The organism is Thalassomonas actiniarum, from assembly GCF_000948975.2.
Taxonomy (GTDB): Bacteria; Pseudomonadota; Gammaproteobacteria; order Enterobacterales; family Alteromonadaceae; genus Thalassomonas; species Thalassomonas actiniarum.
On sequence record NZ_CP059735.1, the window covers coordinates 1,560,745 to 1,582,456 of the forward strand.

The 21,712-nt window shown below is 47.3% G+C and carries 19 protein-coding genes; 10 read left to right on the forward strand and 9 right to left on the reverse strand.

The genetic code is table 11. From position 1 onward, the window contains the following. Positions 1 to 4: 4 nt before the first annotated feature. Positions 5 to 1,315, forward strand: coding sequence for an amidohydrolase family protein (locus SG35_RS06920; protein WP_044835824.1), 1,311 nt, complete (start codon positions 5 to 7; stop codon positions 1,313 to 1,315). Positions 1,316 to 1,607: 292 nt separating this feature from the next. Further along, positions 1,608 to 2,477, forward strand: a complete 870-nt coding sequence (locus SG35_RS06925; RefSeq protein ID WP_053043426.1) for a D-hexose-6-phosphate mutarotase — start codon at positions 1,608 to 1,610, stop codon at positions 2,475 to 2,477. Here the strand turns inward: SG35_RS06925 and SG35_RS06930 are convergent. Together SG35_RS06930 and mutH are read right to left on the reverse strand one after the other, a co-directional pair. Beyond that, entirely contained in the window at positions 2,474 to 3,919 is a 1,446-nt protein-coding gene (locus SG35_RS06930) for a sensor domain-containing diguanylate cyclase (protein ID WP_044835823.1), read from the reverse strand. The genes SG35_RS06925 and SG35_RS06930 overlap by 4 nt on opposite strands. Positions 3,920 to 4,070: 151 nt before the next feature. Then, entirely contained in the window at positions 4,071 to 4,739 is a 669-nt protein-coding gene (gene mutH / locus SG35_RS06935) for a DNA mismatch repair endonuclease MutH (protein ID WP_084692996.1), read from the reverse strand. Positions 4,740 to 4,889: 150 nt separating this feature from the next. Between mutH and rppH the strand changes: the two genes are divergently transcribed. From rppH to SG35_RS06960, 5 genes are all read left to right on the forward strand, one after another. Beyond that, entirely contained in the window at positions 4,890 to 5,396 is a 507-nt protein-coding gene (rppH, locus tag SG35_RS06940; RefSeq protein ID WP_044835821.1) for an RNA pyrophosphohydrolase, read from the forward strand. Positions 5,397 to 5,593: 197 nt separating this feature from the next. Then, the gene (gene ptsP, locus SG35_RS06945; protein ID WP_044835820.1) at positions 5,594 to 7,867 is read left to right on the forward strand and encodes a phosphoenolpyruvate--protein phosphotransferase; all 2,274 of its coding nucleotides are present in this window, start codon (positions 5,594 to 5,596) and stop codon (positions 7,865 to 7,867) included. Positions 7,868 to 7,925: 58 nt separating this feature from the next. Continuing rightward, on the forward strand, positions 7,926 to 8,720 hold the full coding sequence (locus SG35_RS06950; RefSeq protein ID WP_044835819.1) for a sulfite exporter TauE/SafE family protein: 795 nt from the start codon (positions 7,926 to 7,928) through the stop codon (positions 8,718 to 8,720). A gap of 180 nt (positions 8,721 to 8,900) precedes the next feature. Next, entirely contained in the window at positions 8,901 to 9,722 is an 822-nt protein-coding gene (gene lgt, locus SG35_RS06955) for a prolipoprotein diacylglyceryl transferase (RefSeq protein ID WP_044835818.1), read from the forward strand. After that, the gene (locus SG35_RS06960; RefSeq protein WP_044835817.1) at positions 9,719 to 10,570 is read left to right on the forward strand and encodes a thymidylate synthase; all 852 of its coding nucleotides are present in this window, start codon (positions 9,719 to 9,721) and stop codon (positions 10,568 to 10,570) included. The genes lgt and SG35_RS06960 overlap by 4 nt, the downstream gene beginning before the upstream one ends. Positions 10,571 to 10,670: 100 nt before the next feature. Here SG35_RS06960 and SG35_RS06965 read toward each other — a convergent pair whose 3' ends face one another. Beyond that, positions 10,671 to 10,922 carry a YfhL family 4Fe-4S dicluster ferredoxin gene (locus SG35_RS06965; protein ID WP_044835844.1) on the reverse strand — a complete coding sequence of 84 codons (252 nt, stop codon included), beginning with the start codon at positions 10,920 to 10,922 and terminating at the stop codon, positions 10,671 to 10,673. 253 nt (positions 10,923 to 11,175) lie between these two features. After that, entirely contained in the window at positions 11,176 to 12,537 is a 1,362-nt protein-coding gene (trhP, locus tag SG35_RS06970) for a prephenate-dependent tRNA uridine(34) hydroxylase TrhP (protein ID WP_044835843.1), read from the reverse strand. 235 nt (positions 12,538 to 12,772) lie between these two features. Between trhP and SG35_RS06975 the strand changes: the two genes are divergently transcribed. Next, entirely contained in the window at positions 12,773 to 13,615 is an 843-nt protein-coding gene (locus tag SG35_RS06975) for an HDOD domain-containing protein (protein WP_044835816.1), read from the forward strand. A 103-nt stretch (positions 13,616 to 13,718) separates the two neighbouring features. Here the strand turns inward: SG35_RS06975 and rdgC are convergent, their stop codons facing one another. Next, a complete protein-coding gene (gene rdgC, locus SG35_RS06980; RefSeq protein ID WP_044835815.1) occupies positions 13,719 to 14,648 on the reverse strand; it encodes a recombination-associated protein RdgC in 930 nt (309 codons plus the stop codon). Between the two features lie 145 nt (positions 14,649 to 14,793). Then, entirely contained in the window at positions 14,794 to 16,539 is a 1,746-nt protein-coding gene (locus tag SG35_RS06985; RefSeq protein ID WP_044835814.1) for a sensor histidine kinase, read from the reverse strand. A 258-nt stretch (positions 16,540 to 16,797) separates the two neighbouring features. Between SG35_RS06985 and SG35_RS06990 the strand changes: the two genes are divergently transcribed. Further along, positions 16,798 to 17,718 carry a porin gene (locus tag SG35_RS06990; RefSeq protein WP_044835813.1) on the forward strand — a complete coding sequence of 307 codons (921 nt, stop codon included), beginning with the start codon at positions 16,798 to 16,800 and terminating at the stop codon, positions 17,716 to 17,718. 205 nt (positions 17,719 to 17,923) lie between these two features. Here SG35_RS06990 and SG35_RS06995 read toward each other — a convergent pair whose 3' ends face one another. Then, on the reverse strand, positions 17,924 to 18,136 hold the full coding sequence (locus SG35_RS06995; RefSeq protein ID WP_044835812.1) for an alternative ribosome-rescue factor A: 213 nt from the start codon (positions 18,134 to 18,136) through the stop codon (positions 17,924 to 17,926). A 127-nt stretch (positions 18,137 to 18,263) separates the two neighbouring features. After that, positions 18,264 to 19,790 (reverse strand): hypothetical protein, encoded by a 1,527-nt coding sequence (locus SG35_RS07000; RefSeq protein ID WP_044835811.1) that lies wholly within the window; start codon positions 19,788 to 19,790, stop codon positions 18,264 to 18,266. Positions 19,791 to 20,141: 351 nt separating this feature from the next. Here SG35_RS07000 and SG35_RS07005 point away from each other — a divergent pair, with 351 nt between their 5' ends. Further along, positions 20,142 to 21,032, forward strand: a complete 891-nt coding sequence (locus SG35_RS07005; protein ID WP_044835810.1) for a type 2 periplasmic-binding domain-containing protein — start codon at positions 20,142 to 20,144, stop codon at positions 21,030 to 21,032. 101 nt (positions 21,033 to 21,133) lie between these two features. On the opposite strand, the gene SG35_RS07010 is transcribed toward SG35_RS07005, so the two are convergent. Then, a complete protein-coding gene (locus tag SG35_RS07010; RefSeq protein WP_044835809.1) occupies positions 21,134 to 21,691 on the reverse strand; it encodes a paraquat-inducible protein A in 558 nt (185 codons plus the stop codon). Positions 21,692 to 21,712: the final 21 nt, after the last annotated feature.

Consider the following 21,712-nt stretch of genomic DNA (forward strand, 5'->3'; position numbering starts at 1 on the left):
AAACATGAGATTATTTAAAACACCATTAAGCCGTGTCGCCTTATTGCTTAGTGCCGGTATCGGCGCCGCGACCCTGGCTATCGGTTCAGTATCCGCCAAACCTCTGGCAATCACCCATGCCAAGGTGCATACCGTGACCGGGCAGGGAGTATTAACAGATGCAACCGTGATCATCGAAGACGGTAAAATTCTTGCCATCAACCCACAGGCGCTGCCGGCAGGGCTTAGTGCCGACAGCATCATAGATGCCGAGGGAAAAACACTAACCCCTGGTTTTATCAACAGTTTTAACCAATTAGGTTTGGTAGAAGTCTCCGCCGTCGGGGAAAGCCGGGATAGCCGGGAGAAAAAAGCCGATATCACTTTTGACCCCAGCCTGGCCTTTAACCCCAGAAGTTCCCTGATCCCTTATAGCCGCAAAGGCGGGATCACCCGTAACCTGGTAACCCCGGGCGGTGGTGAAAGTATTTTCAAGGGGCAGGCATTTGCCGTTGATTTGTCGGGTGAGTTCGACAGCGAGGTTAAAAACGGCCTCGGAGTTTATGTTGTCTTAGGGGGGAAATCAAAGGGCTCCAGGGCATTTGATTTGCAGACTTTATGGCACAAGCTTGAAGACAGGCAAAAAGCCGTCTTAAAGCAGGAAGCCAAGGAAAAAACCAAGAAAGAGGATAAGTCGAAAAAGGATAACAATGGCGATAAAGAGCCAAAACGTGATGAGCTCATCCTTGACGCCTTATTGGCAGGGAAGCAGCCCCTGTTTGTCAATGCCAACCGCGCCAGTGATTTGTTGCAGTTAATCAAGTTAAAGCAAAAATTTAAACTTGATCTTGTGCTGGTCGGCGCTGCCGATGCGGCGCTGGTGGCCAAACAGCTGGCGGATGCCGAAGTTCCTGTTGTGATTAATGCCTTGCGTAATTTGCCGGAAAGTTTTGATGCTATGCACACTTCCCTGACCAGCCCGGCGACGTTAATGGCGGCAGGTGTTAAAGTGGTGTTAAACACCGGCGGCGATACCCATAACCTTTACCAGTTAAGGTTTACCGCCGGTAATGCCGTGGCTAACGGTTTGTCGGCAGCACAGGCACTGGCCAGCATTACCGCTAATGCCGCCGATGTTTTCCACCTTGATGCCGGACGTATTGCCGTAGGACAGGCGGCCGATCTTGTGCTTTGGAGCGGTGACCCGTTTGAACTGAGCACCCGGGTAGAGAAAATGTGGATAGCGGGAGAGCAAGTTGGCACCCGCAGTCGCCAGGATGCTTTAAGAGAGCGTTATATCAGCAAAAGTACACAGCCAAGGGCCTATGTGAAATAAGCTGGTGTGAATGCCGGAGCAGCGGGGCAGGGTAAAGCTATTTCCCGGCTCAGCTGCTTGTTAGCTCTTTTGTTCGCTATGATGATAATAAGCCACGGATAAACGTGGCTTTTTTTTACTAATTAAGTGCATAATGCCAGCACAGGAATATAATTTGATGTTGTCAGGCTTAGCTGTCGGGTTAATGCTTGGCAAACCCGCTTGAATATTAATGTAGAACTTAGAAAATCATCTTATTTATACTAGCTGTATTGCTTGTTGTAATAGCATTATTTGAAATACGGAGTACAAAATGTCCAGCTCTATCCTGTTTGCCAATCAATTTGGCCAGGTTGATAAAACCACTTTCGGTGAGGCGATACGTGGTTTGTTGATTAAACATCAGTATTGTCATGCCAAGATCAGCCTGTATGGCGGCCAGGTATTAACCTGGCAACCGGGTGAGCATCAAGCGGTTTTATGGCTGAGCGAAGACAGTGAGTTTTCTCCCGGCAAGGCGATCCGCGGCGGCATCCCTTTGTGCTGGCCCTGGTTTGGTCCCTATAAGGATGGCGGCAATCACGGCTTTGCCAGACAGCAGATATGGCAGCTGGACAGTATCGATATCAATAAAGATGCGGTGACGGTTATTCTCAGCTGGCACGGTGAAAAGGCACACCCCTTATGGCCTGCGGCATGTGAACTTCGCCAGGAGCTGGTATTAGGCAAAGAGCTTAAGCAAACCTTATATATGAAAAATGCCGGGGATGACGAGCTTGAATATAGCGGCGCCCTGCACAGCTATTTTTGTGTCAGTGCTCCGGAAAATGTCGATATCAAGGCATTAAACCGGGCCAGGTTTGATGATAAGTTAACCGGGGAAAAGGGACAAACGGCAATATTGCCCCATTGCCGGGGGCCGCTGGACAGGGTGTATCATTATGACAAAGCGGTACAGCTTGTTGATCATCACTGGCAACGCACCATAGAGATTTTGCCGGAAAATACCCGTCAATGGGTCGTCTGGAATCCGGGCACGGAAACGGCGGAAAAAATGCCGGATGTTCATCACGGCGGCGAACATGAGTTTGTTTGTCTTGAAGGGGCCAACAGCCAATGGCAAAAACTGCCTCCGGGCCGTTGGGTGATTATGGGGCAAACTATCAGGGTAACCGAGCACTAATCCTGGCGGGGGTCAGTGTATACCTGCACCTGGTTTCTGCCGTTGAGTTTTGCCTGGTACAGGGCTTTATCGGCTTTATCTATTTGCGTCTGTAAATTACTTTTTGTTAAGGGCCCCTGAACCAGGCCAAAACTGACGCTGGTAAAAAAACCGCTCGCTTCTCCCGGCGGATGAAATTCATAACTGGCGATGTCCTCCCGGATGCGCTCGATAATTCTTTTTGCCAGCTCGGCGTCTGCCTCCGGCAGGATAATAATAAATTCTTCACCTCCCCAGCGGCCGCTTAAATCAATCTTACGCAGGCTGGTGGTTAACTTTTTCCCGATAACCTTGAGTACCTCGTCACCGGCGTTGTGACCATATTTGTCGTTAACTTCTTTAAACAGGTCGACATCCGCGATAATGATGCTGGCATTATCATGTGCCTTGGCAAGTTGCTGGTATTGCCTGTGGATATAACTGCGGTTGGGGAGTTGGGTTAAAAAATCGATTTGCGAGTCTTTCACTAAACTGGATTTGAAATAACTGATGGTGGCGGCAAAGGCAAAATAGAGCACACCGGATACCAGTACAAAGACGACCAGCTTGCTGAAAAAGAGTTGCCAGTATTCTGCTTGTTTTGATGCCGGCGGTGCGACAATAAACAAACGCCAGTTAAGCTCCCTGATCGGCATTTGTGAAACGATCAATTCATTATTGCCTGTGGCGACCACCGGGGTATTTTTCCCTTGTGCCATATTGTCGGTAAAGCGCTGGTACCAGGGAAAGGTATTGATATTCACCAGCTCATTTTTTCTGTGGTGACTTTCAGTTTTCATGATGCGGTTAGAAGATAAGGTAATAATATCCTGGGCATCGACAAAAAAAAGTTCAAAGCCAAACCTTTGCTGGAATTGACGGAATTTCTCGGCAAAATAATTCAGGTCGATGGCTACGCCGATAAAGCCTATAAACTCTTGTTGATCATTGAATATCTTCACATCGAAGTATAAGTGGGGATCCGCGGCATTGCCGATATCGGTAAATTGATCCGGCGGGAGCTTTTTAAGGCGGTGGAACCATTCGGCTTTATCGCTGTTAAGTTCGGTGCGCTTATTGTTGGAGTCGATCATCAGGTTGTGCTTTTCAATGGCGATAAAGCTGACCATTTGATATTGTGCCGCCACTTGCTGTAAATAAATGAGTATAGTTTGTTGATCTATCTTGTCCTGCTCTATGTAGTTGATGACAAAGGGATCCTTGGCCATATATTGCGAGATAGACAGCGGGCTGATCACTTCACTGGTGATCAGGGAAAACAAAGGGATAATGGCTTCTTGCTGGCGTTTATTGTGGATGGCAAAGAATTCTTTGAAGGTAAAATATGAGGTGGCCACGACCGTGATGATGATAAAAAAGAACAGTGCGGTAATAAAGTGATCAAACTTATGGATTAGATTCATCGCAGTAATATACTTCTTACAACATCTTAACTTTAATCTGCTTTATGAGCGTCCTTTTTCAATAGCGGCCAATAATTCTCTGTTCGTTCAGTGTACAACATTTTTGCCGTTAACATTAAAAGTCATCAGGAAAAGCCTTGTGGCAGGCTTTTTAACCGACACGCAAATGTTTGTGTAACAACATTTGGGTAAAGGCTATTTTCAGGTAGAAACCCCGAGGTAAGGTTTTAAAAGGTTTGCCGTTTTTGTCAAATGCCTGGGTTCTAGCCCTGCTGTTGGCGGCTTTGGGCCTCAGCTGTAATACCTGTCCGTGTTTGCCGCTGATTTGCTCGACCCGGCCCAGCACTATCATGTCGGTCAGCTCTTGCCAGTCCATCGCCATTAAATGTTCTTCTTCAGGAGAAGGGGACCAGATAAAGGGAGTGCCGACGATGCGATCGACAATGGCGATACTTCTTTCGGAGACCACGGGCACCCATAATACCCGGGACATTTTTTTTCTGACATGGCTGTTTTGCCAGGTCGCCCCCACCAAGCCGGTTAGCGGTGCGACACACACAAAGGTGGTTTCCAGCGGTTTGCCGTTTCTGTCAATCGGCAGGGATTTTAATTCTATGCCCAGGCCGGGAAAGTCCGGCTCCGGGCGGGAGCCGGCACTGGCGCCTAAGACATGTTCGAGTAACAGGCCTATCCAGCCTTTTTCTTTATTGAGACTTGTTGGTACGGCAATATTGGCCTGGCGGGCGATTTCGCCTAAACTAAGACCTGCCAACATTTGTGCCCGCTGCAGTAATTCTGCTTCGGATGAGGGGATGTTAATATTGATAATGAAAAATTATATCGGGATTTTGTAATATTATTGCCATCAGAGAGTTAACAGGCAAGAGAAATAATAAAAGTATTTATTTGCTAGCTAAGCAAGATTATGGAAGAATCAGTTCATCTAAATAAAAAGTTGTCAGGAGTTCCTGTGATAGATGCCGAAGGCTATCGCGCCAATGTCGGCATAGTAATAATAAATGACAGGGGACAAGTATTTTGGGCAAGACGTTTTGGGCAACATTCATGGCAATTCCCGCAGGGCGGGGTTGATGAAGGTGAAACCGCAGAACAAACACTTTTTCGTGAGTTACATGAAGAAGTTGGGTTAAAACCTGAACATGTAAAAATTGTTGCATCAAGCAAGCATTGGCTAAGATATAAATTACCGAAACGTTTCATCAGACATGATAGTAAACCTGTTTGTATCGGACAAAAGCAGAAGTGGTTTTTACTCAAGCTAACCAGTGAAGAATCCGCTGTTGATCTGTTGCACTCGGCCCATCCCGAATTTGACGACTGGCGATGGGTGAGTTACTGGTATCCGGTACGCCAGGTGGTGTCATTTAAGCGGGATGTTTACCGGAAAGTGATGAAAGAGTTTGCACCCGTAGGCCTACCGTTTAACCGCCAGGAACGGCGTAAACGCAGAGCCTGATTATTACTATGCTTCTTTGTGGAAAAAGTATCGTTCACTCATTTAGTTAAGTTGTATGGCTTGCTTTCGGGCAAGCCATTTATTAAGGCATCAGGGAGAGTTGTTACTCGAATTTAGCTTTGACTATTAAAATAATTCATCTTTGATAGTTCCTGTTTATCAATATTTTTATAGTTAGTTTTGTAATAGGAAATTGCATGTTAACAACACTACGTCGTATTGTGCTGGAATTTAGTCAGGATCCTAAGCTGCAAAGTGCGCTCTTGCGTATGGTAAGCCAGGTCAAAAAAGCCATGAACACGGATTGTTGTTCGGTTTATCTGGCCGACTATGAAAAACAAAACTTCCTTCTTATGGCGTCTGACGGCCTGGCTGAAGACTCTTTAGGCCACACCACCATAGGTTTTTCCGAAGGCCTGGTCGGCCTGGTCGGTCAGCGGGAAGAGCCGCTTAATATCGCCAACGCTAAATATCATCCCCACTTTAAACATATTCCGGAAGTGCGCGAAGAGGAATTAAATGCTTTTCTCGGTACGCCGATAATACACCGCCGCAAGGTGCTGGGGATTTTGATCATCCAGCAAAAAGAGGCGCGTAACTTTACCGAGAATGAAGAAGCCTTTTTAGTAACGCTGTCCGCCCAGCTTGCCATGGTGCTGGTGAATGCCGAAGCCCGGGGCATCCTGGGCCAGAATCAGGATAACGGCAAATGGCTCAAGCAGCTCACCGGGGTACCGGGGGCGCCCGGGGTTGCCATGGGCAATATTGTCGTCAGTCAACCCAAAGCCGACCTTGATTCGGTATCGCTGCAGAAAGTTTATGCCAGCGCCGAACAGTTAAAACGTTATAACGAGGCGGTTGCCAGGACCCGTATTGATTTTGCCGATATGAGTGTCAAACTCGGTGATGTGATCACGGATGCCAGTTTAGATATTTTCGAGGTTTATAAGCAATTACTTGATACTGCCAACCTGGGCAAAGATGTCACCTCTAAAATCAACAGTGGCTGGAGCGCTGAAAGTGCCCTCAAGTTGGTGATTGATACTTATATCGTCAAATTTGAAAGTATCGAAGACGCCTATCTGAGGGAGCGGGCCAGCGATATCCGCGATTTAGGCAACAGGGTCTTGTTTAACCTGCAACAGCAGGCCCGGGTGGATGAATCACTGCCGGATGAATTTATCCTGGCCGCCCAGGATGTCACCGCTTCTATGCTGGCGGAATACCAGCACCTGGGACTTAAGGGCATTATTTCCCTGTCAGGGTCCAATAATTCTCATGCCGCGATACTTTCCCGGGCGCTGGGCCTGCCGGCGATTATGGGGGTTGAGTCGGTGCCGTTAGCGCAATTACATCAGCAGCTGGCGATAGTCGACGGCTACAGCGGTGATTTATTTATTGCCCCTGATGAGACCTTAAAGCGTGAATACCAGCACCTGATCGCCGAAGAAGATGCGTTAACGGTGAAGGTGCAGCAAGTGGTTGATTTACCGGCCATCACCCAGGACGGCAAGGCGATAGAATTATTGCTTAATGCCGGCCTGAGCACAGGTTTTGAACACTCCCTGCATGCGGGGGCGGTGGGCATAGGCTTATACCGCACCGAAATTCCTTTTATGAATCGCAGCTGCTTTCCTTCAGAGCAGGAGCAAACCTTGTGGTATCGTCATGTGTTGTCGGCTTTTCCCAAACAAACCGTGACCATGAGAACCTTGGATGTCGGCGGAGATAAATCTTTACCTTATTTCCCGATTGTCGAGGAAAACCCGTTTTTAGGCTGGCGCGGCATACGTATCACCCTGGATCATCCGGAAATATTTTTGCTGCAGGTGCGGGCGATGATTAAGGCGAACCACGGGCAAAATAACCTGGAAATCATGCTGCCGATGATTTCCAGTGTTTCCGAGGTCGATGATGCCATTCGTTTGATTAATCAGGCCTACTATGAATTATCCTCTGAGCTGCCAGAGCAGGAAGGCAAATTGCCGCGTCCGAGGATCGGTATTATGCTGGAAGTTCCCGGGGTTATTTTCCAGCTCAAAGAGCTGGCCCGCAGGGTGGACTTCTTTTCCGTCGGCAGCAATGATCTGACCCAGTATTTACTGGCGGTAGACAGGAACAATGCCCGTGTGGCCAGTTTATACGACGGTTATCATCCGGCAGTGCTGCGGGCGTTAAAAACCATTGCCGATGAATCCGGCAAATATATGGTGCCCCTGAGTTTATGTGGCGAATTAGCCAGCGATCCGGGGGGAGCTATCTTGTTGCTGGCCATGGGATATGACAAGTTAAGCATGAACCCCCATAATGTTGCCCGCATTAAATGGGTGATCCGCCATATCGATTTTCAACGGGCCAAGGTGATACTGGCCCATGCCCTGTCTTTAGAGACGGCGAAACAAGTCCACGGCTATTTAAATGAACAGCTGGAGCTGGTCGGGCTTGGCGGCTTTGTCCGGGCCGGTATGTGATTGCTGGTTTTGCCTGTTGTTATTTCCTTTTTCCATAACTAAGTTAAGTGTTTACTGAATGTTTGTTACGGTTTTTTTAAGCTGTTTGTGTATCGGCGCCTTGGTCGGCTTTTTATCCGGTTTATTGGGCATAGGCGGTGGCCTGATCATAGTGCCTGCCCTGGCGTATATGTTGCCTCAATTGGGAATTTCACCGGCTGTGGTGATGCCGGTAGCCTTGGCAACTTCACTGGCATCGATAGTGGTGACTTCCTCAATGGCGATGCTGGCCCATCATAAAAATCACAATATTCCCTGGCCGTTGACCCGGCCCTTGATGGTGATGATGGCGCTGGGGGCGTTATGTGGGGCCTTTATTGCCGATATGTTGTCGGCGAAGACCCTGACGCAGATATTTGCTCTGGCGGTGATTTCCCTTGCCTGTTATATGTTGCTGTCCCTCAAGTCGTCGAAAGTAAGTTCGATGCCGGATATCAAGCTGGTGCAGTTGATAGGTTTTTGTACCGGGATATTGTCAAGTTTAATGGGCATTGCCGGAGGGGCAATTTTAGTGCCGGTACTCAGCTATTTTGGCGTGCACCTGCGCCATTGCATCGGCATAGCGACTGCCTGTGGGGTGATGGTGGCGGTATTTGGCTCCCTCGGTTATGTGGTCACCGGGATGGACCAGCCCGGTTTGCCTGTCTGGAGTCTGGGTTATGTCTACCTGCCTGCGTTGTTAGGTTTAGTGGCCACCTCATCGGTGTTTGCCCCTTTAGGGGTTAAATATGCCGCCGGTTTACCCCTGGCGACCTTGAAAAAATCTTTTGCCCTGTTCCTGATTTTGGTGGCGGCAAAAATGCTTTGGCCCTAGTTTGGTATCAGCGCGATATTAGCGCGACATTAGCCTTTGATATTCAATTAGTAATTTCACCGGAAATTAGGCATAATTTGCCGGCAATTATGTTTTGCTGTTTGCGCCTGAGTGAAGGTTAAGTTTGCAGGCAAAATAATTTTAAAAAGGCCTGATGGCTAACACCTCTATGGAAAAGACATGACCGAGAACTTCCTACAATTTCCCCAGATAGATCCCATAATTTTCAGTATCGGACCCATAGCACTGCGCTGGTACGGTATGATGTATCTGATCGGCTTTCTTGCCGCTATTTTTATTGCCAATAAAGCCGCCGACAAGAGCAACGGCTTATGGACCCGGGAGCTGGTCAGCGACTTGCTGTTTTACGGCTTTCTCGGGGTGATTTTAGGGGGGCGCTTAGGTTATGTGTTCTTTTATCAGTTCGACTATTTCCTGGCAGATCCTTTATATCTGGTGAAAATATGGCAGGGGGGCATGTCATTCCACGGCGGCTTGCTTGGGGTGATCGCCGCGATTTATCTTTTTGCCCGTAAAACCAACAAATCCTTTTTATCTGTAGGTGATTTTGTCGCTCCCCTGGTGCCGATTGGCTTAGGCATGGGGCGCATAGGCAACTTTATCAATGCCGAGCTATGGGGGCGACAAACGGATGTTCCCTGGGCCATGGTATTTCCTACCGATGATTTGAAATTACCCCGTCATCCTTCCCAGCTTTATGAGTTTGCCCTCGAAGGGGTTTTGTTGTTCATTATTTTATATGTCATCACCCGCAAACCCAGAACCGCAGGCCTGGCCTCGGGCACTTTCCTGATAGGTTACGGGGTGTTTAGAATGATAGTGGAATTATACCGCGAGCCGGATGCCCACTTAGGTTTTTACTTCTCGTTTATTTCCATGGGACAAATATTAAGTTTACCTATGGTGATCGCCGGCATTGCCCTGATTTACTGGGGCTCGGTTCAACAGGCGAAATTGGCCATTAAGGGGCAAAAATCATGAAAGCTTACTTAGACTTATGTCAACGCCTTGTTGATCAAGGTACCTGGGTCGAGAATGAAAGGACGGGCAAACGTTGTTTAACCGTTATTAATGCCGATTTGGAATACGATGTCGGCGGCAATGCCTTTCCCTTGATCACCACCAGGAAAAGTTACTGGAAGGCAGCGATTGCCGAGTTGCTGGGGTATTTGCGCGGTTACAGCAGTGCCGCCGAGTTCCGCGCTATCGGTTGCAATACCTGGAACGCCAATGCCAATGACAACCAGGCCTGGCTGGCCAACCCTGCCCGTAAAGGGGAAGATGACATGGGACGTGTTTACGGGGTACAGGGTCGTGCCTGGCAAGGCCCCGACGGTACCAGTTTGGACCAGCTGCGCAAGATTGTCGATAACCTCAGCCGTGGGGTCGATGACCGCGGTGAGATCATGACTTTTTATAACCCGGGTGAATTTCATCTGGGCTGTTTGCGTCCCTGCATGCACACCCATACTTTTTCCCTGCTGGGGGATAGTTTGCACCTGACCTCATACCAGCGCTCGTGTGATGTGCCTTTGGGGTTAAACTTCAATCAAATCCAGGTGTTTACTCTGTTGGCGTTAGTTGCCCAGGTGACGGGCCACAAGGCCGGTAAGGCATATCATAAGATAGTGAATGCCCATATCTATGAAGACCAGCTGGAACTGATGAAGGAAGTGCAGCTTAAACGCGAGCCTTACCCGTCACCTAAGCTGACCATTAACCCGGATATTAAAAGCCTGGATGATCTGGAAACCTGGGTGACTTTGGATGACTTTGAAGTAGAGGGCTACCGGCATCACGAAGCCATTGCCTATCCTTTCTCTGTTTGATTAGTAAGTGTTTAGTAGAAAGTCTTTAGTGGGATGTGATTAATTAAAAAAGGAGCCGAAGGCTCCTTTTTTATTGGCCAGGTTCACAGCTAAGCAACACTTAGCTCAGCTGATATATACGATTGAATTTCTTCTGTAGCGTCTGCTCATCTTCGATCAGCTCGGGATCCGGCTCTATGCAGTCAATCGGGCAAACTAAAGTGCATTGCGGTTCATCATAATGGCCGACACACTCGGTACACTTATCTGCCGCTATTTCATAGATTTCAGCACCAAAGGTGATGGCTTCATTCGGGCATTCCGGCTCACACATATCGCAATTGATACAGGTTTCATCGATTTTCAGCGCCATAATATTATCAAGCTCCCTGATTTTGGCTAAATGATTTAGTGCCGAATGTGGCGGTTTCATCGATTTTGAGCGGTATAATCATAGAATTATCAAGCTCCCTGGTTTTGGCTAAATGATTTAGTGCCGAAGGTGGCGGTTTCATCGATTTTGAGCAGTATAATCATAGAATTATCAAGCTCCCTGATTTTGGCTAAATGATTTAGTGCCGAAAGTGGCTGTTTTATCGATTTTGAGCGGTATAATCATAGAATTATCAAGCTCCCTGGTTTTGGCTGAACGGCTGACGTGTGGTTTCATCCTGCTCCAGGATACGCATAATGATGCCAAAAGATAAATCGAGTTCGGTTTCCAGGGAAATGGCGACTTTATGGCCGGATCCTTTGGCATCGAGGATCACCTCGCCGTTGAGGCTTTCCATATGCATCAGGGTAAATTTCTGGTTACCCGACGGCGTCATCAGTTCAAAATCATCTCCCACCAGGAATTTATTTTTCACGTCAATTTCAATCAGGCCGTTGGTGTCGTTGCGGCCGATCACTTCACCGACAAATTGCTGGGTATCGCTTTTCGAATAGCCGTAATCGTAATTCTGGGTATCTCCGGGCTTATGGCGCTGCAGGAAGCCTGAGGTATACCCCCTGTGGGCCAGATGTTCGAGATCTGTGTTCAGCTTAGGGTTAAAGGGCTGATGATTGACCGCATCCAGGATAGCCTGATGATAGATTTGGGCGGTGCGGGCACAATAATAATAGGACTTGGTACGTCCTTCTATTTTGAGCGAATGCACCCCCATTTTTACCAGGCGTTCGATATGCTCAACCGCGCGTAAATCTTTGGAATTCATGATATAGGTACCATGTTCATCCTCAAAAGCCGGCATATATTCGCCGGGGCGTCCCTGCTCCTGCAGCAAGAAGATTTCGTCGGTGGGCTTTTGCTCCGGCGTGATGATGTTGACCGGGTTGCTGGCAATAACATCACCGCTTTCGGTTTCCTCTGCCGGATGGGCGTCATATTTCCAGCGGCAGGAGTTGGTGCAGGTGCCCTGGTTCGGGTCCCTTTTATTGATATAACCGGATAACAGGCAGCGGCCGGAATAGGCCATGCACAGTGCTCCGTGGACAAAAACTTCCAATTCAATATCCGGACAATGGAAGCGGATGTCTTCGATCTCATCCAGGGACAGTTCCCGCGATAAAATGACCCGGGAAATCCCCTGTTTTTGCCAGAACTGGACACTGGCCCAGTTGACGGCATTGGCCTGTACCGAGAGATGGATGGGCATATCGGGGAAGTTTTCCCTGACCATCATGATCAATCCGGGATCGGACATGATCAGGGCATCCGGTTTCATGGCGATCACCGGGGCAATATCCCTGAGAAAAGTTTTTAACTTACCGTTATGGGGGGCAATATTATTGACCAGATAGAACTTTTTCCCCAGGTGGTGAGCTTCAGTGATGCCCTGCTGTATGGTCTCAAGTGAAAATTCGTTATTGCGCACCCTTAAGGAGTATCTGGGTTGTCCCGCATAAACGGCATCGGCACCGTAGGCAAAGGCATAACGCATATTTTTTAGGCTACCTGCGGGAGATAGCAGCTCAGGTTTAAACATTTGGGGATAGTGCTCATTTTGATATATTACTTTTATTGTAAAAACCCCCGCGGAGGCAGGCAATATATACAGTTTCAGGAGACGGCTTTTCTCGGCTTTTGTTGATGTGCGTCAATAAACTTGAGCCGTTATCGGGGATAAAGCAGCTTTTTTACGCTATAGAGGTAATTGTTCCTTTAAAAATAAAATAATGTGCTAATTTTTAAAGAGAGTTTGATAATAATTAAGGGTTAAAATGGCAACAGAAAATGCGTTATACACCATTTTATTGGAAAAAATAAAGCATGAGGAGCTGGTATTACCGACTTTGCCGGAAATTGCTTTAAAGGTACGCAAGGCTGCGGATGATCCGGATGTCAATTTAGCGCAAATGAGTGAAATCATCAGCCATGACCCTGCCTTGGCCTTAGGTATTGTGAAAGTGGCCAACAGCGCCATACTCGGGCGTACAGTCAAGGTGGAAACCGTTGCCCAGGCGGTAACGCGCATCGGCTTAAGGCAAATAAAAAGCATAGCCACGGCCATGGCAATCGAGCAGATTTTTATTTCAGATAACGATATTGTTGCCATGTATATGAAAAAATCCTGGCAATCTACAGTTGGGGTCGCATCCGTTGCTATCACTTTGATGACGTTTTATATCCAACAACATAAGCATAGCCCTTTAACTTTAGACACTATCACCCTGGCGGCCCTGGTTCATAATCTGGGGGTGTTGCCGATATTAACGGAAGCCGAGCATCATCCGGATATCTTTGCCAATCCGACCTTTTTACAGCAGGCCATCAGCAAGCTTTCCAGCCGCATCGGCGCTGAGATCACCCGGGCCTGGGGACTGTCTGAGGAATTTACGTTACTGGTTGAGCGTTGGAGTGATTTGACTTTGCTGCCGGATGAGCCCCATTATCTTGATTTTATCCGGGCGGGCGCGGTATACCACAATCTTTTTAAAGTGGAGTCAACCAAGGAAGCTTTGTTATCCAGCTATGTCCGTAAAGGAGTGCTTCCGGATATTGACTTTATGATCACGGAGGAATTTAAGGAAATGTATGACAATGTCAAGGCCATGTTCAGCTAATAGTACCGGGCGGATTGCAGGAGCCGGGCAGGAGCACACTAAGCTCCCCCGGGGCTCCCGGCTTGATTAGCTAAAGTATATCAACTATGGAACAAGCTTTAGCTTAATCTTGATTTTCTTCTAACGGATCTGTGGTTTTCATTGAAAACTCAGCCAGCAAGTCGCCGATAAAGCGGTTGATTTCTCCTGTCATCAGGGCGAAGTCGGCATCCAGCCGGGCAATGACATCATCACTGTCAATATCGTCATTTTGCTCCTGCAGCACATCAAAGAATTTCAGGCGTTTGATCGCCAGGTCATCACATAAGATAAATGACAGCGACTCATCCCATTCCAGGGCGATTTTAACGGCATATTTTTCCGCATCGAGGTGCATTTTGATTTCTTCGCTGGTCAGATCCTGGTTTTTTACCCGAACCACAGCACCGTCGTCACCCAGGGCGTGCAGCTCTGCTTCCATACCCAGGTTAAACTGGCTGCCAAGATTATGTTCGGTGAGCCAGTCGGTCATGATCTCATCCGGGGCGGTTTCCGGCGAGAAACCGGTCACAGGCAAGGTACCCAGGACTTTACGCAGTAAGGCGAGGAAGTCTTCTGCCTTGCCGCGACTGCTGGTATTGATCACTATCAGGTTACTGGCCGGGCTGATATAGGCATGGGTATCCGTGACCCGGGAAAATGCCCTGGGCAATAATTCAAAAATGATATCTTCTTTAAATTGCTCTTTTTCTTTTTTGGTCGCCTTGCGGCTTTGCTCGTTTTCCAGCTGGGCTATTTTTTCTTCGAGCATGTCTTTGACCACAGGCGCCGGCAATATCTTTTCTTCTTTACGGGCACATAGCAAATGGTTGCCGTTAGCCGTATGTACCACGGAGTTGCCGTGTTTACCTAGGGCATTTACCCAGCCAAAATGCGAGACTTCTGTGGAGGCACAGGGGGTAAATAAATGTTCCGACAAGTGTTTTTCCAGATCCTCTTCTGACCATTGAAAAGGGCGGGTGAAGGCAAAAAAGTAAAGGTTTTTAAACCACATTGGCATGATTCCTGGGCCCGAACAGTTAGGGGCGGTTTACTGAAAATACGAATAGCGCATGATAGCGCAAATCAACGGACTAAGCATCTGCTTCTTGTGATTGCTTATGAAGAGGGCTTATTGTTGCTGTTTTTGTCACACAGGCCTAGCGCATGTCGGCAAACTCGATATCAAAGTGTAAGCCCCGGCTTTGCCCGTTATGGGCGTTGATGGTGCCGTTTAAGGTATCTGTCACCAGGTTGTAGATAATATGGGTACCCAGGCCGGACCCGCCCTGGGTGGCTTTAGTGGTATAGAACATGTTAAAAAGTTTCGGCAGGTCTTCTTCTTCTATGCCTTTACCGTTATCGGCGTAATGAATGCGCAGGACCTGCTCATGTTTGCTGATATCTATGATGATTTTTCCCTGCTGGATATCTTCGAAACCATGAACGATGGAATTCATGATCAAATTGGTGAAGATCTGGGCGATAGCGCCGGCATGACTATAAATATTAATGTCTTCCGAACAGTTGATTTCGATGCTGTGATGGGTTTTTTTCAGCTTGGGATCTAAGGACTGAATAATTTCATGCAGGTATTTGGCCATATTGATGGAGCGGATTTTATCGCTGATCTGATCGACTGCTACCTGCTTGTAACTGGTATTGAGATCAGAGGCCCGGGTCAGGTTATTCATCAGCAATTCAATGCTTTGTTTGGCATTGCGGATAAAATCATCCAGGGTGCGTTTGGTCAGTTTTTGATTTTGGATATCTTCGTCTATCTGGGCGATCAAATCCGACAAATAACTGGTGGAGGTAATACTCACTCCTATCGGGGTATTGATTTCATGAGAGACTTCCGCCGAAAGGTTGCCCAGCGTTGCCATTTTTTCCGCTTCGAGCAAGCGTTCCTGGGCTTTTTTCAATTCAATGATCGAACTTTTTAAATCATTGTTGGTGTTAGTCAGGGTAAGTTCGGTTTTTCTGCGCCGGTTATTTTCTTCCTGCAATTGTGTTTGCTGTTGTAACATTTCCCTTTGCTGAATTTCCATCTTCAGCATAGTGGTGCTTAAAGAAGAGGTTTTGCGCGCCACTTCCTGCTCCAGCTGCAGGTTTTGTTCGTCAAGCTTGTGGTTAGCAGAGATCAGTTCGTTTTGTACTTCCGCCAGCCGCTCCTTAAAGAGCACCAGTTCATCAATCAGGTTGTTATAGGCATCTTCGAGAATATTGAGTTCGTTATGCTCATAACTCATGGAATGTAGTTTTGACGCTTCGGGATCGTCTAAATCCAGCTGTTTGATCTGCTCGGTCAATTCATTGAGGGGATTGGTTAATAACTGGGAAAATGCCAGGGAAAACAAAAAGACCAGGGCGGCAGTTTTGACTATGGCATTGCCGATCAGAAAATAAATGCCGACCTCTATGCGGTTGAAAATGACTTCGTTGCTTGATAACAGTGTGACGGTACCGACCCGGGTGGTGCGCCCGGAAAATTCAAAGATAAGCGGGAACGTATGGCCAAACAGGCCCTCCGACAGCGAGTTGAGGTTGCGATATTCGCTTTGGCCACCTTCTGCTGAGTCAAAATTAAAACTGGCATTATGGGCGGTTTCCCCCAGTTGGGCGATGATCTGGTTATTCTCGTCGGTGACTGTGATGCCCTTGATCATGGGAATGGCCACCAGGCCGTCGGAAATGTCTATTGCCTGCTGGGTATTCAGCTCCCATACCGCCCGGGTTAAACTGCCGCTGAAGGTTTTTTCCAGGGTCAGCAGTTCGCTGTTAATATGGCTTTTGGTATTGAAATATTCTGCGACGATCTGACCACAGGTAACAATAAAGGTTAATACAAAATAAAATGATAAAACCCGTGCAAGCAACTTGCGTGAAATACTGGTTACTTTCATCTACTCACTCTATTGTTATCTTAATGGTCAATTTTAGCTATTTTACTCACCGATAACAGCTTTTTATTCGCTAATGCTTAGTGTTTTAACATAATCTTGAGCTATTGTTAATTTTACTCAGTTGTTTTTTTTAATTTGGCAGATTTATGACATAAGTCACAAATATTTAAAATAAAAGTCATATTGTCACAAAAGTGTCATAACTTGGTGGCACTATGTGCGCAATTTAATTTAGCTACTAACTGATTAAGGGTTACAATGAAACTTTCAAACCGTGTTCTCACTCTGGCTATTTGTTCTGCATTCACTTTACCGGCTATGGCAGCCAACGTAGATATTTATGGTAAGGCGAACCTGTCTTTACAATCTTCTGATGACGGCGACGGTCAGTTTACCGAAATTAAAAGTAATGCCTCGCGCATCGGTTTAAAAGGTACCCATGCCTTAAGCGATGGTTTATCCGTCGTATATAAAGCTGAATTTCAGGTGGATATGGATGGTGACAGCGATGATAATTTCACCGACCGTAACCAGTATGTCGGCTTAAAGGGTAACTTTGGTGAAGTATTACTGGGTAAAAACGATACCATATTGAAGCAATCCCAGGGCAAAATCGACCAGTTCAATGATTTAAATGCCGATATTAAAAACTTATTTAAAGGGGAGAACCGCATGAGTGATACCCTTACCTATAAGTCACCAAAAGTAAACGGCTTCCAGTTTGCCGCTACCTATATTGCCGAAGATGAAGCCGATGCCGAGGACGGCTATTCTGTCGGGCTTTTCTATGGCGATAAAGGCCTGAAAAAATCCAAAGTTTTTGCCTCCATTGCCGTAGACACCGATGTAAAAGGGTATGACATTACCCGTGCCACGGTGCAGGGCAAGGTTGCCGGTGTCGTTTTAGGCGCCATGTACCAGACGCAGGAAAGCGATGACGGCAGTGCCGAAATGGACGGCTTCGTATTGTCGGCCAAATATGCGCTTGATAAAGTTGTCCTGAAAGCTCAGTACCAGGATGCAGACCACGACGGCAGTGACGATAAAACCGGTGCCAGCGTAGGAGTGGATTATCGTTTGGCGAAGAGCACTAAATTATATGCCTTTTACACTGCATTCGACATCGACAACGGCGAAGACAAGGATTATTTAGGCGTAGGTATTGAATATAAGTTCTAAACCCGGTTTAAGCTAGGCTCTTACTAAGGCCTGCATGCCGTAGAAAATGGCTACCCGGGGTAGCCATTTTTTTATTCCTTGAAAATATTTTTTAAAGGGAGATTAGCCATTTCTGTGTTTGGGTATATTGGTGAAAATGTTTTTAATCGCTTGAACGTTTGTTGCTAAAGGCCGGGTTTTAAAAAGTGCTATTTAATAACGGCGATTAAGCGGCCATTAAATAGGACTCTCGTCCTTTATGTTTTTCCTTGCGCTGGTAGGCTCCTTTGCCTTTTTTGGCTTTGACGACCTGCTGGCGATAAACTTTGGACGTCACCAGGGCGGCAAGAAAATTATCACGGATCACGCCTCTGCCGGTCTCAACGGCTGCTGCCTGAGGCTTGTTGGCCTGTTTTATCGTTTTTTGCTTTGTTTTCATTTGTTAGCTCTCACTTAAATGACTGGATTAAAATCATCAGCCAAAGCTAAGGCTATGTTTAGGCCTGGCTGATTGAATAACGGTGGCAGTGTAATCTTCCTTAAGCCGCCAATCAAGGGGGACAGGATTAACGGCTTGTTTCCTGTACCCGCACCACCCCCATAAAGGTCGCTGTGACGATATCGTTATCCTCCCCTACCTGGGTTGCGGCATAGGTGCTGTTAAATCTGCTACCTTGCCCCAGTCGTTGATGAAATGCCGATTGCCCCGTGCGCCAATCCATGGCTTCTAATGTCCAGGTATTGTCCCGGGAGCCGATACAATAGGCCAGGTTGCTGGCACTGCTCATGGTTGGAATGCCGTTGGGACAGCTGATGTTGTTAGACCAGGTACTTTTGAGTGATTTGCTTGTGCTGTGCCACTGGAATTTTTCGACGCCAAACGGCTGGTTATAGGGTTGTCCCGATAATAATATGGTCCAGAAATCTCCGAGCAGCGGCCATTTTTGCGTGTTCAACTTATAATCGTTGTTGACCACCATAGCGCCATAACCGCGCACCAGTACCGACTGTTCGGAAATACTGCGGCTGGCATTGGCATTGCCGAACGTTACCGGGATCTCGGCGGCGATGCGGATGTCTTTTCCCGGGGCGAGGGGGGTCCAGTTGGCGGGAATTTCATCCCGCCACATCAGCACTAAATGGGTCAGCTCCTGGCCGTCGGTAAAGACCACAAACTTGTCTTTATCCTTGCCTGTGCCCATCAGGGTTGGGGTGGAACCTGAACCTGTGCCTAACCGTCCGGGCCAGGGCGTTTCCGGGCCGTGCTGATAGTCAGCGCGCCATACTGAAGCGATATTGTTGCCGTCAAATGCCAACCTGTGCATGTATTTACTGGTTACGACATAGATGCCGCCTTCTTCGTCGACGGCCAGTGAGTTTGATATCGTTTCCTCCTCTCCCAGGCGGTAGGAATACAGCCGGGCAAAATCCCGGGAAAGCAGGGCGACAAGGCCTAAGTTGGTTGCCAGTACCAGATAGCCGTCATAGGTGAGGTTAATGCCTATGATGTATTCGTCCGGGCTTTTCAGTATATTTTCCGGCAGGATAAATTCACCGGTTTTTTCCTGAGCATGGTGTTGTGGTGCTGCGCCTGCTGTGGCTTTATCCCGGTATTTTTCCAAGATACGGCCTTTAGGCACATAAAGGTAATTATCAAGATCGGCAACCACATAAGCGCCGGTTTCACCATTGGCAGTGACATCTGATTTTCTCAGTTGATGCACGTTTTTTATGCCGGGGTCATTCAAGTCCAGTTTATACATAGTGGTCGCGGTGGAACCGTATACCGCGCGCTGGCCATTAGCAAGGCTTTTCCCGTAGGCCAGGGTGATGGAAGGAAATTCCTGCTCCTGAAAAGCAACTTTAAGTGTTTGGCCCGGCTCAGGCCCCGGCAGGGGGGAGGAGGCCTGATTATAGGAGTTGCGGTGAGACATGGGCCAGGGAGAGTCGGCGAGATAAGGATTTGTCGGCGGTTCAAACCCGTCCGGCCCTGCTTCTGCGGCCAAAGTAGCGGCTGTTAATAGCAGTGGAGTGAGCACAGAGCAGGTAAGCAAACTTGCATGCCGTGCAAATGTTATCGAAGCTGTTTTCATGGTTACATTCCTTGTATTCACTTATTGGAGTACAGTGCCATATTCAGGCGGTGCACAGGATGAGCGACATACAGGAAAAGCCAGGTTAATTGATAAATCAAGTCATGAGCGGTCAGGTTTTCAATAGATTACATTTCTCTTTAGTTCTGGTTACCCTAATTACAAAGCGTTACAGGTTGGCGGGTAAAGAGGTAAATGGGCCGGGCCGACTTTTTCTTATTGGATAAGGTTCGTCGGTGAGGTTAACCAGGGAGGCGGCAACGGCTAATATGTAACTTGCAGGTGATATCCTAGTGTGTTTGTGGTTAATTGAGCATATAGTATTAGGATGATGCGAATTCTTAAGGGCCCATGATATTGCCATTTAGGTTATTTTTGCTTTTTTGTTGTTTGTTTAATACCCGGTTACCGGCTGCCGAACTTCTGGTGCTGCGTCATATTGCCCCCGAAAGTCAACAAGATACCCGCAATTATTATTTTACCGATTTACTTACCCTGGCATTAAAGAAAACCGAAGCGACCGCCGGCCCCTTCGAACTGCTCAGTTATGCTGCCCCCATGAATCAAAGCCGTGCCTTGAGTTCGTTAAATCAAGACTACGGGGTGGATATTGTCTGGACCATGACCTCAAATGAACGGGAGTTAAATTATCTACCGATACGTATACCTTTGTTAAAGGGACTGTTGGGACACAGGATTTTTTTGATCCATAAAAAAGATCGGCAAAAGTTTGCCAATATTTCTACCCTGGAACAATTGCAGGCATTATCTGCCGGACAGGAAAACGGCTGGCCGGATATCGAGATTTTAAAAAGTAACGGCTTTAACGTGGTCACCGGCTACCAATATGCCGGCTTGTTTAAAATGTTAGCGGATAACAGGTTTGACTATTTTCCCCGGGGCATGAATGAGATCTGGCAGGAAGCACCGATTTATAGCGGTTTAGAGCTGATGGTTGAGCCCGGTATCGTGGTGTATTACCCGGCGCCTATCTATTTCTTTGTGGCGAAAAATCAACCGGCGCTGGCCAAACGTATCGAAACCGGGTTAATGCTGGCTATCCGTGACGGCTCTTTTGAGCAGTTATTTCTTAGCCATCCATCGAATCAGGAGATGTTTATTAAAACCCGGCTGGAGCAGAGAAAAATTTTTCGCCTGGAAAATCCTTTATTACCTGAAAAAACCCCATTGAAAAATCCCGAGCTCTGGTACCAGATCCCGCGGGAGCCAAGTAAAGATTAAGCTGGTGAACCCCTTAGTGATGGTTTTTGGGAATCATTTATCGCTTAATTCAGGGCATTATGCTCCCGGAAACCGGCTTGTATCAACGGCCTTAGCTTGCTTTATTTAAGGCTACTGTGGCTAAAATGGGTACCGAGCAATGATAACAGGCAATAACCGGTAAAATAATAAAAGCCCAGGCCGGCGGCAGAGAAAGTTTCGCTGCTGATCAATAAATCTACTTTAAAGCCCAGGATAGAAAATTGCTGGTTATTGGCGGTTTCAGCATGGTTAGTGGATAAAATCGCTAAAAACACCGCGACGACAAAGACATCCGCCATCGACCATTTTCCGATACTGGCAACAAAGTTTAAAATTTTCGCTTCGATATCGGTATTTTTTTTGAAATAGGCCAGGCTGACCAGGGCGGTCTTTAACAGCGGGATACAAATGGAAAACAAAAAGATCAGCGCGGCGACCAGTAAACGCTGGTCTTGCCATAACTCTTCTATGGTGGCCAGTAAAGACAGCTCTTTGTTCAATAAATCTGAGGACAAGGTTGAGGCGCTTACCCGGGCTGTCATCTCCATCGACATGGAAAACATCGGCAAAATGATACCGGGAATAAAGAGGGCGAGGGCGGCAATATTAAAGGCAAAACCTAAGTGTTTTTTTATCATTGGGCGATTTAATGTCAGCGA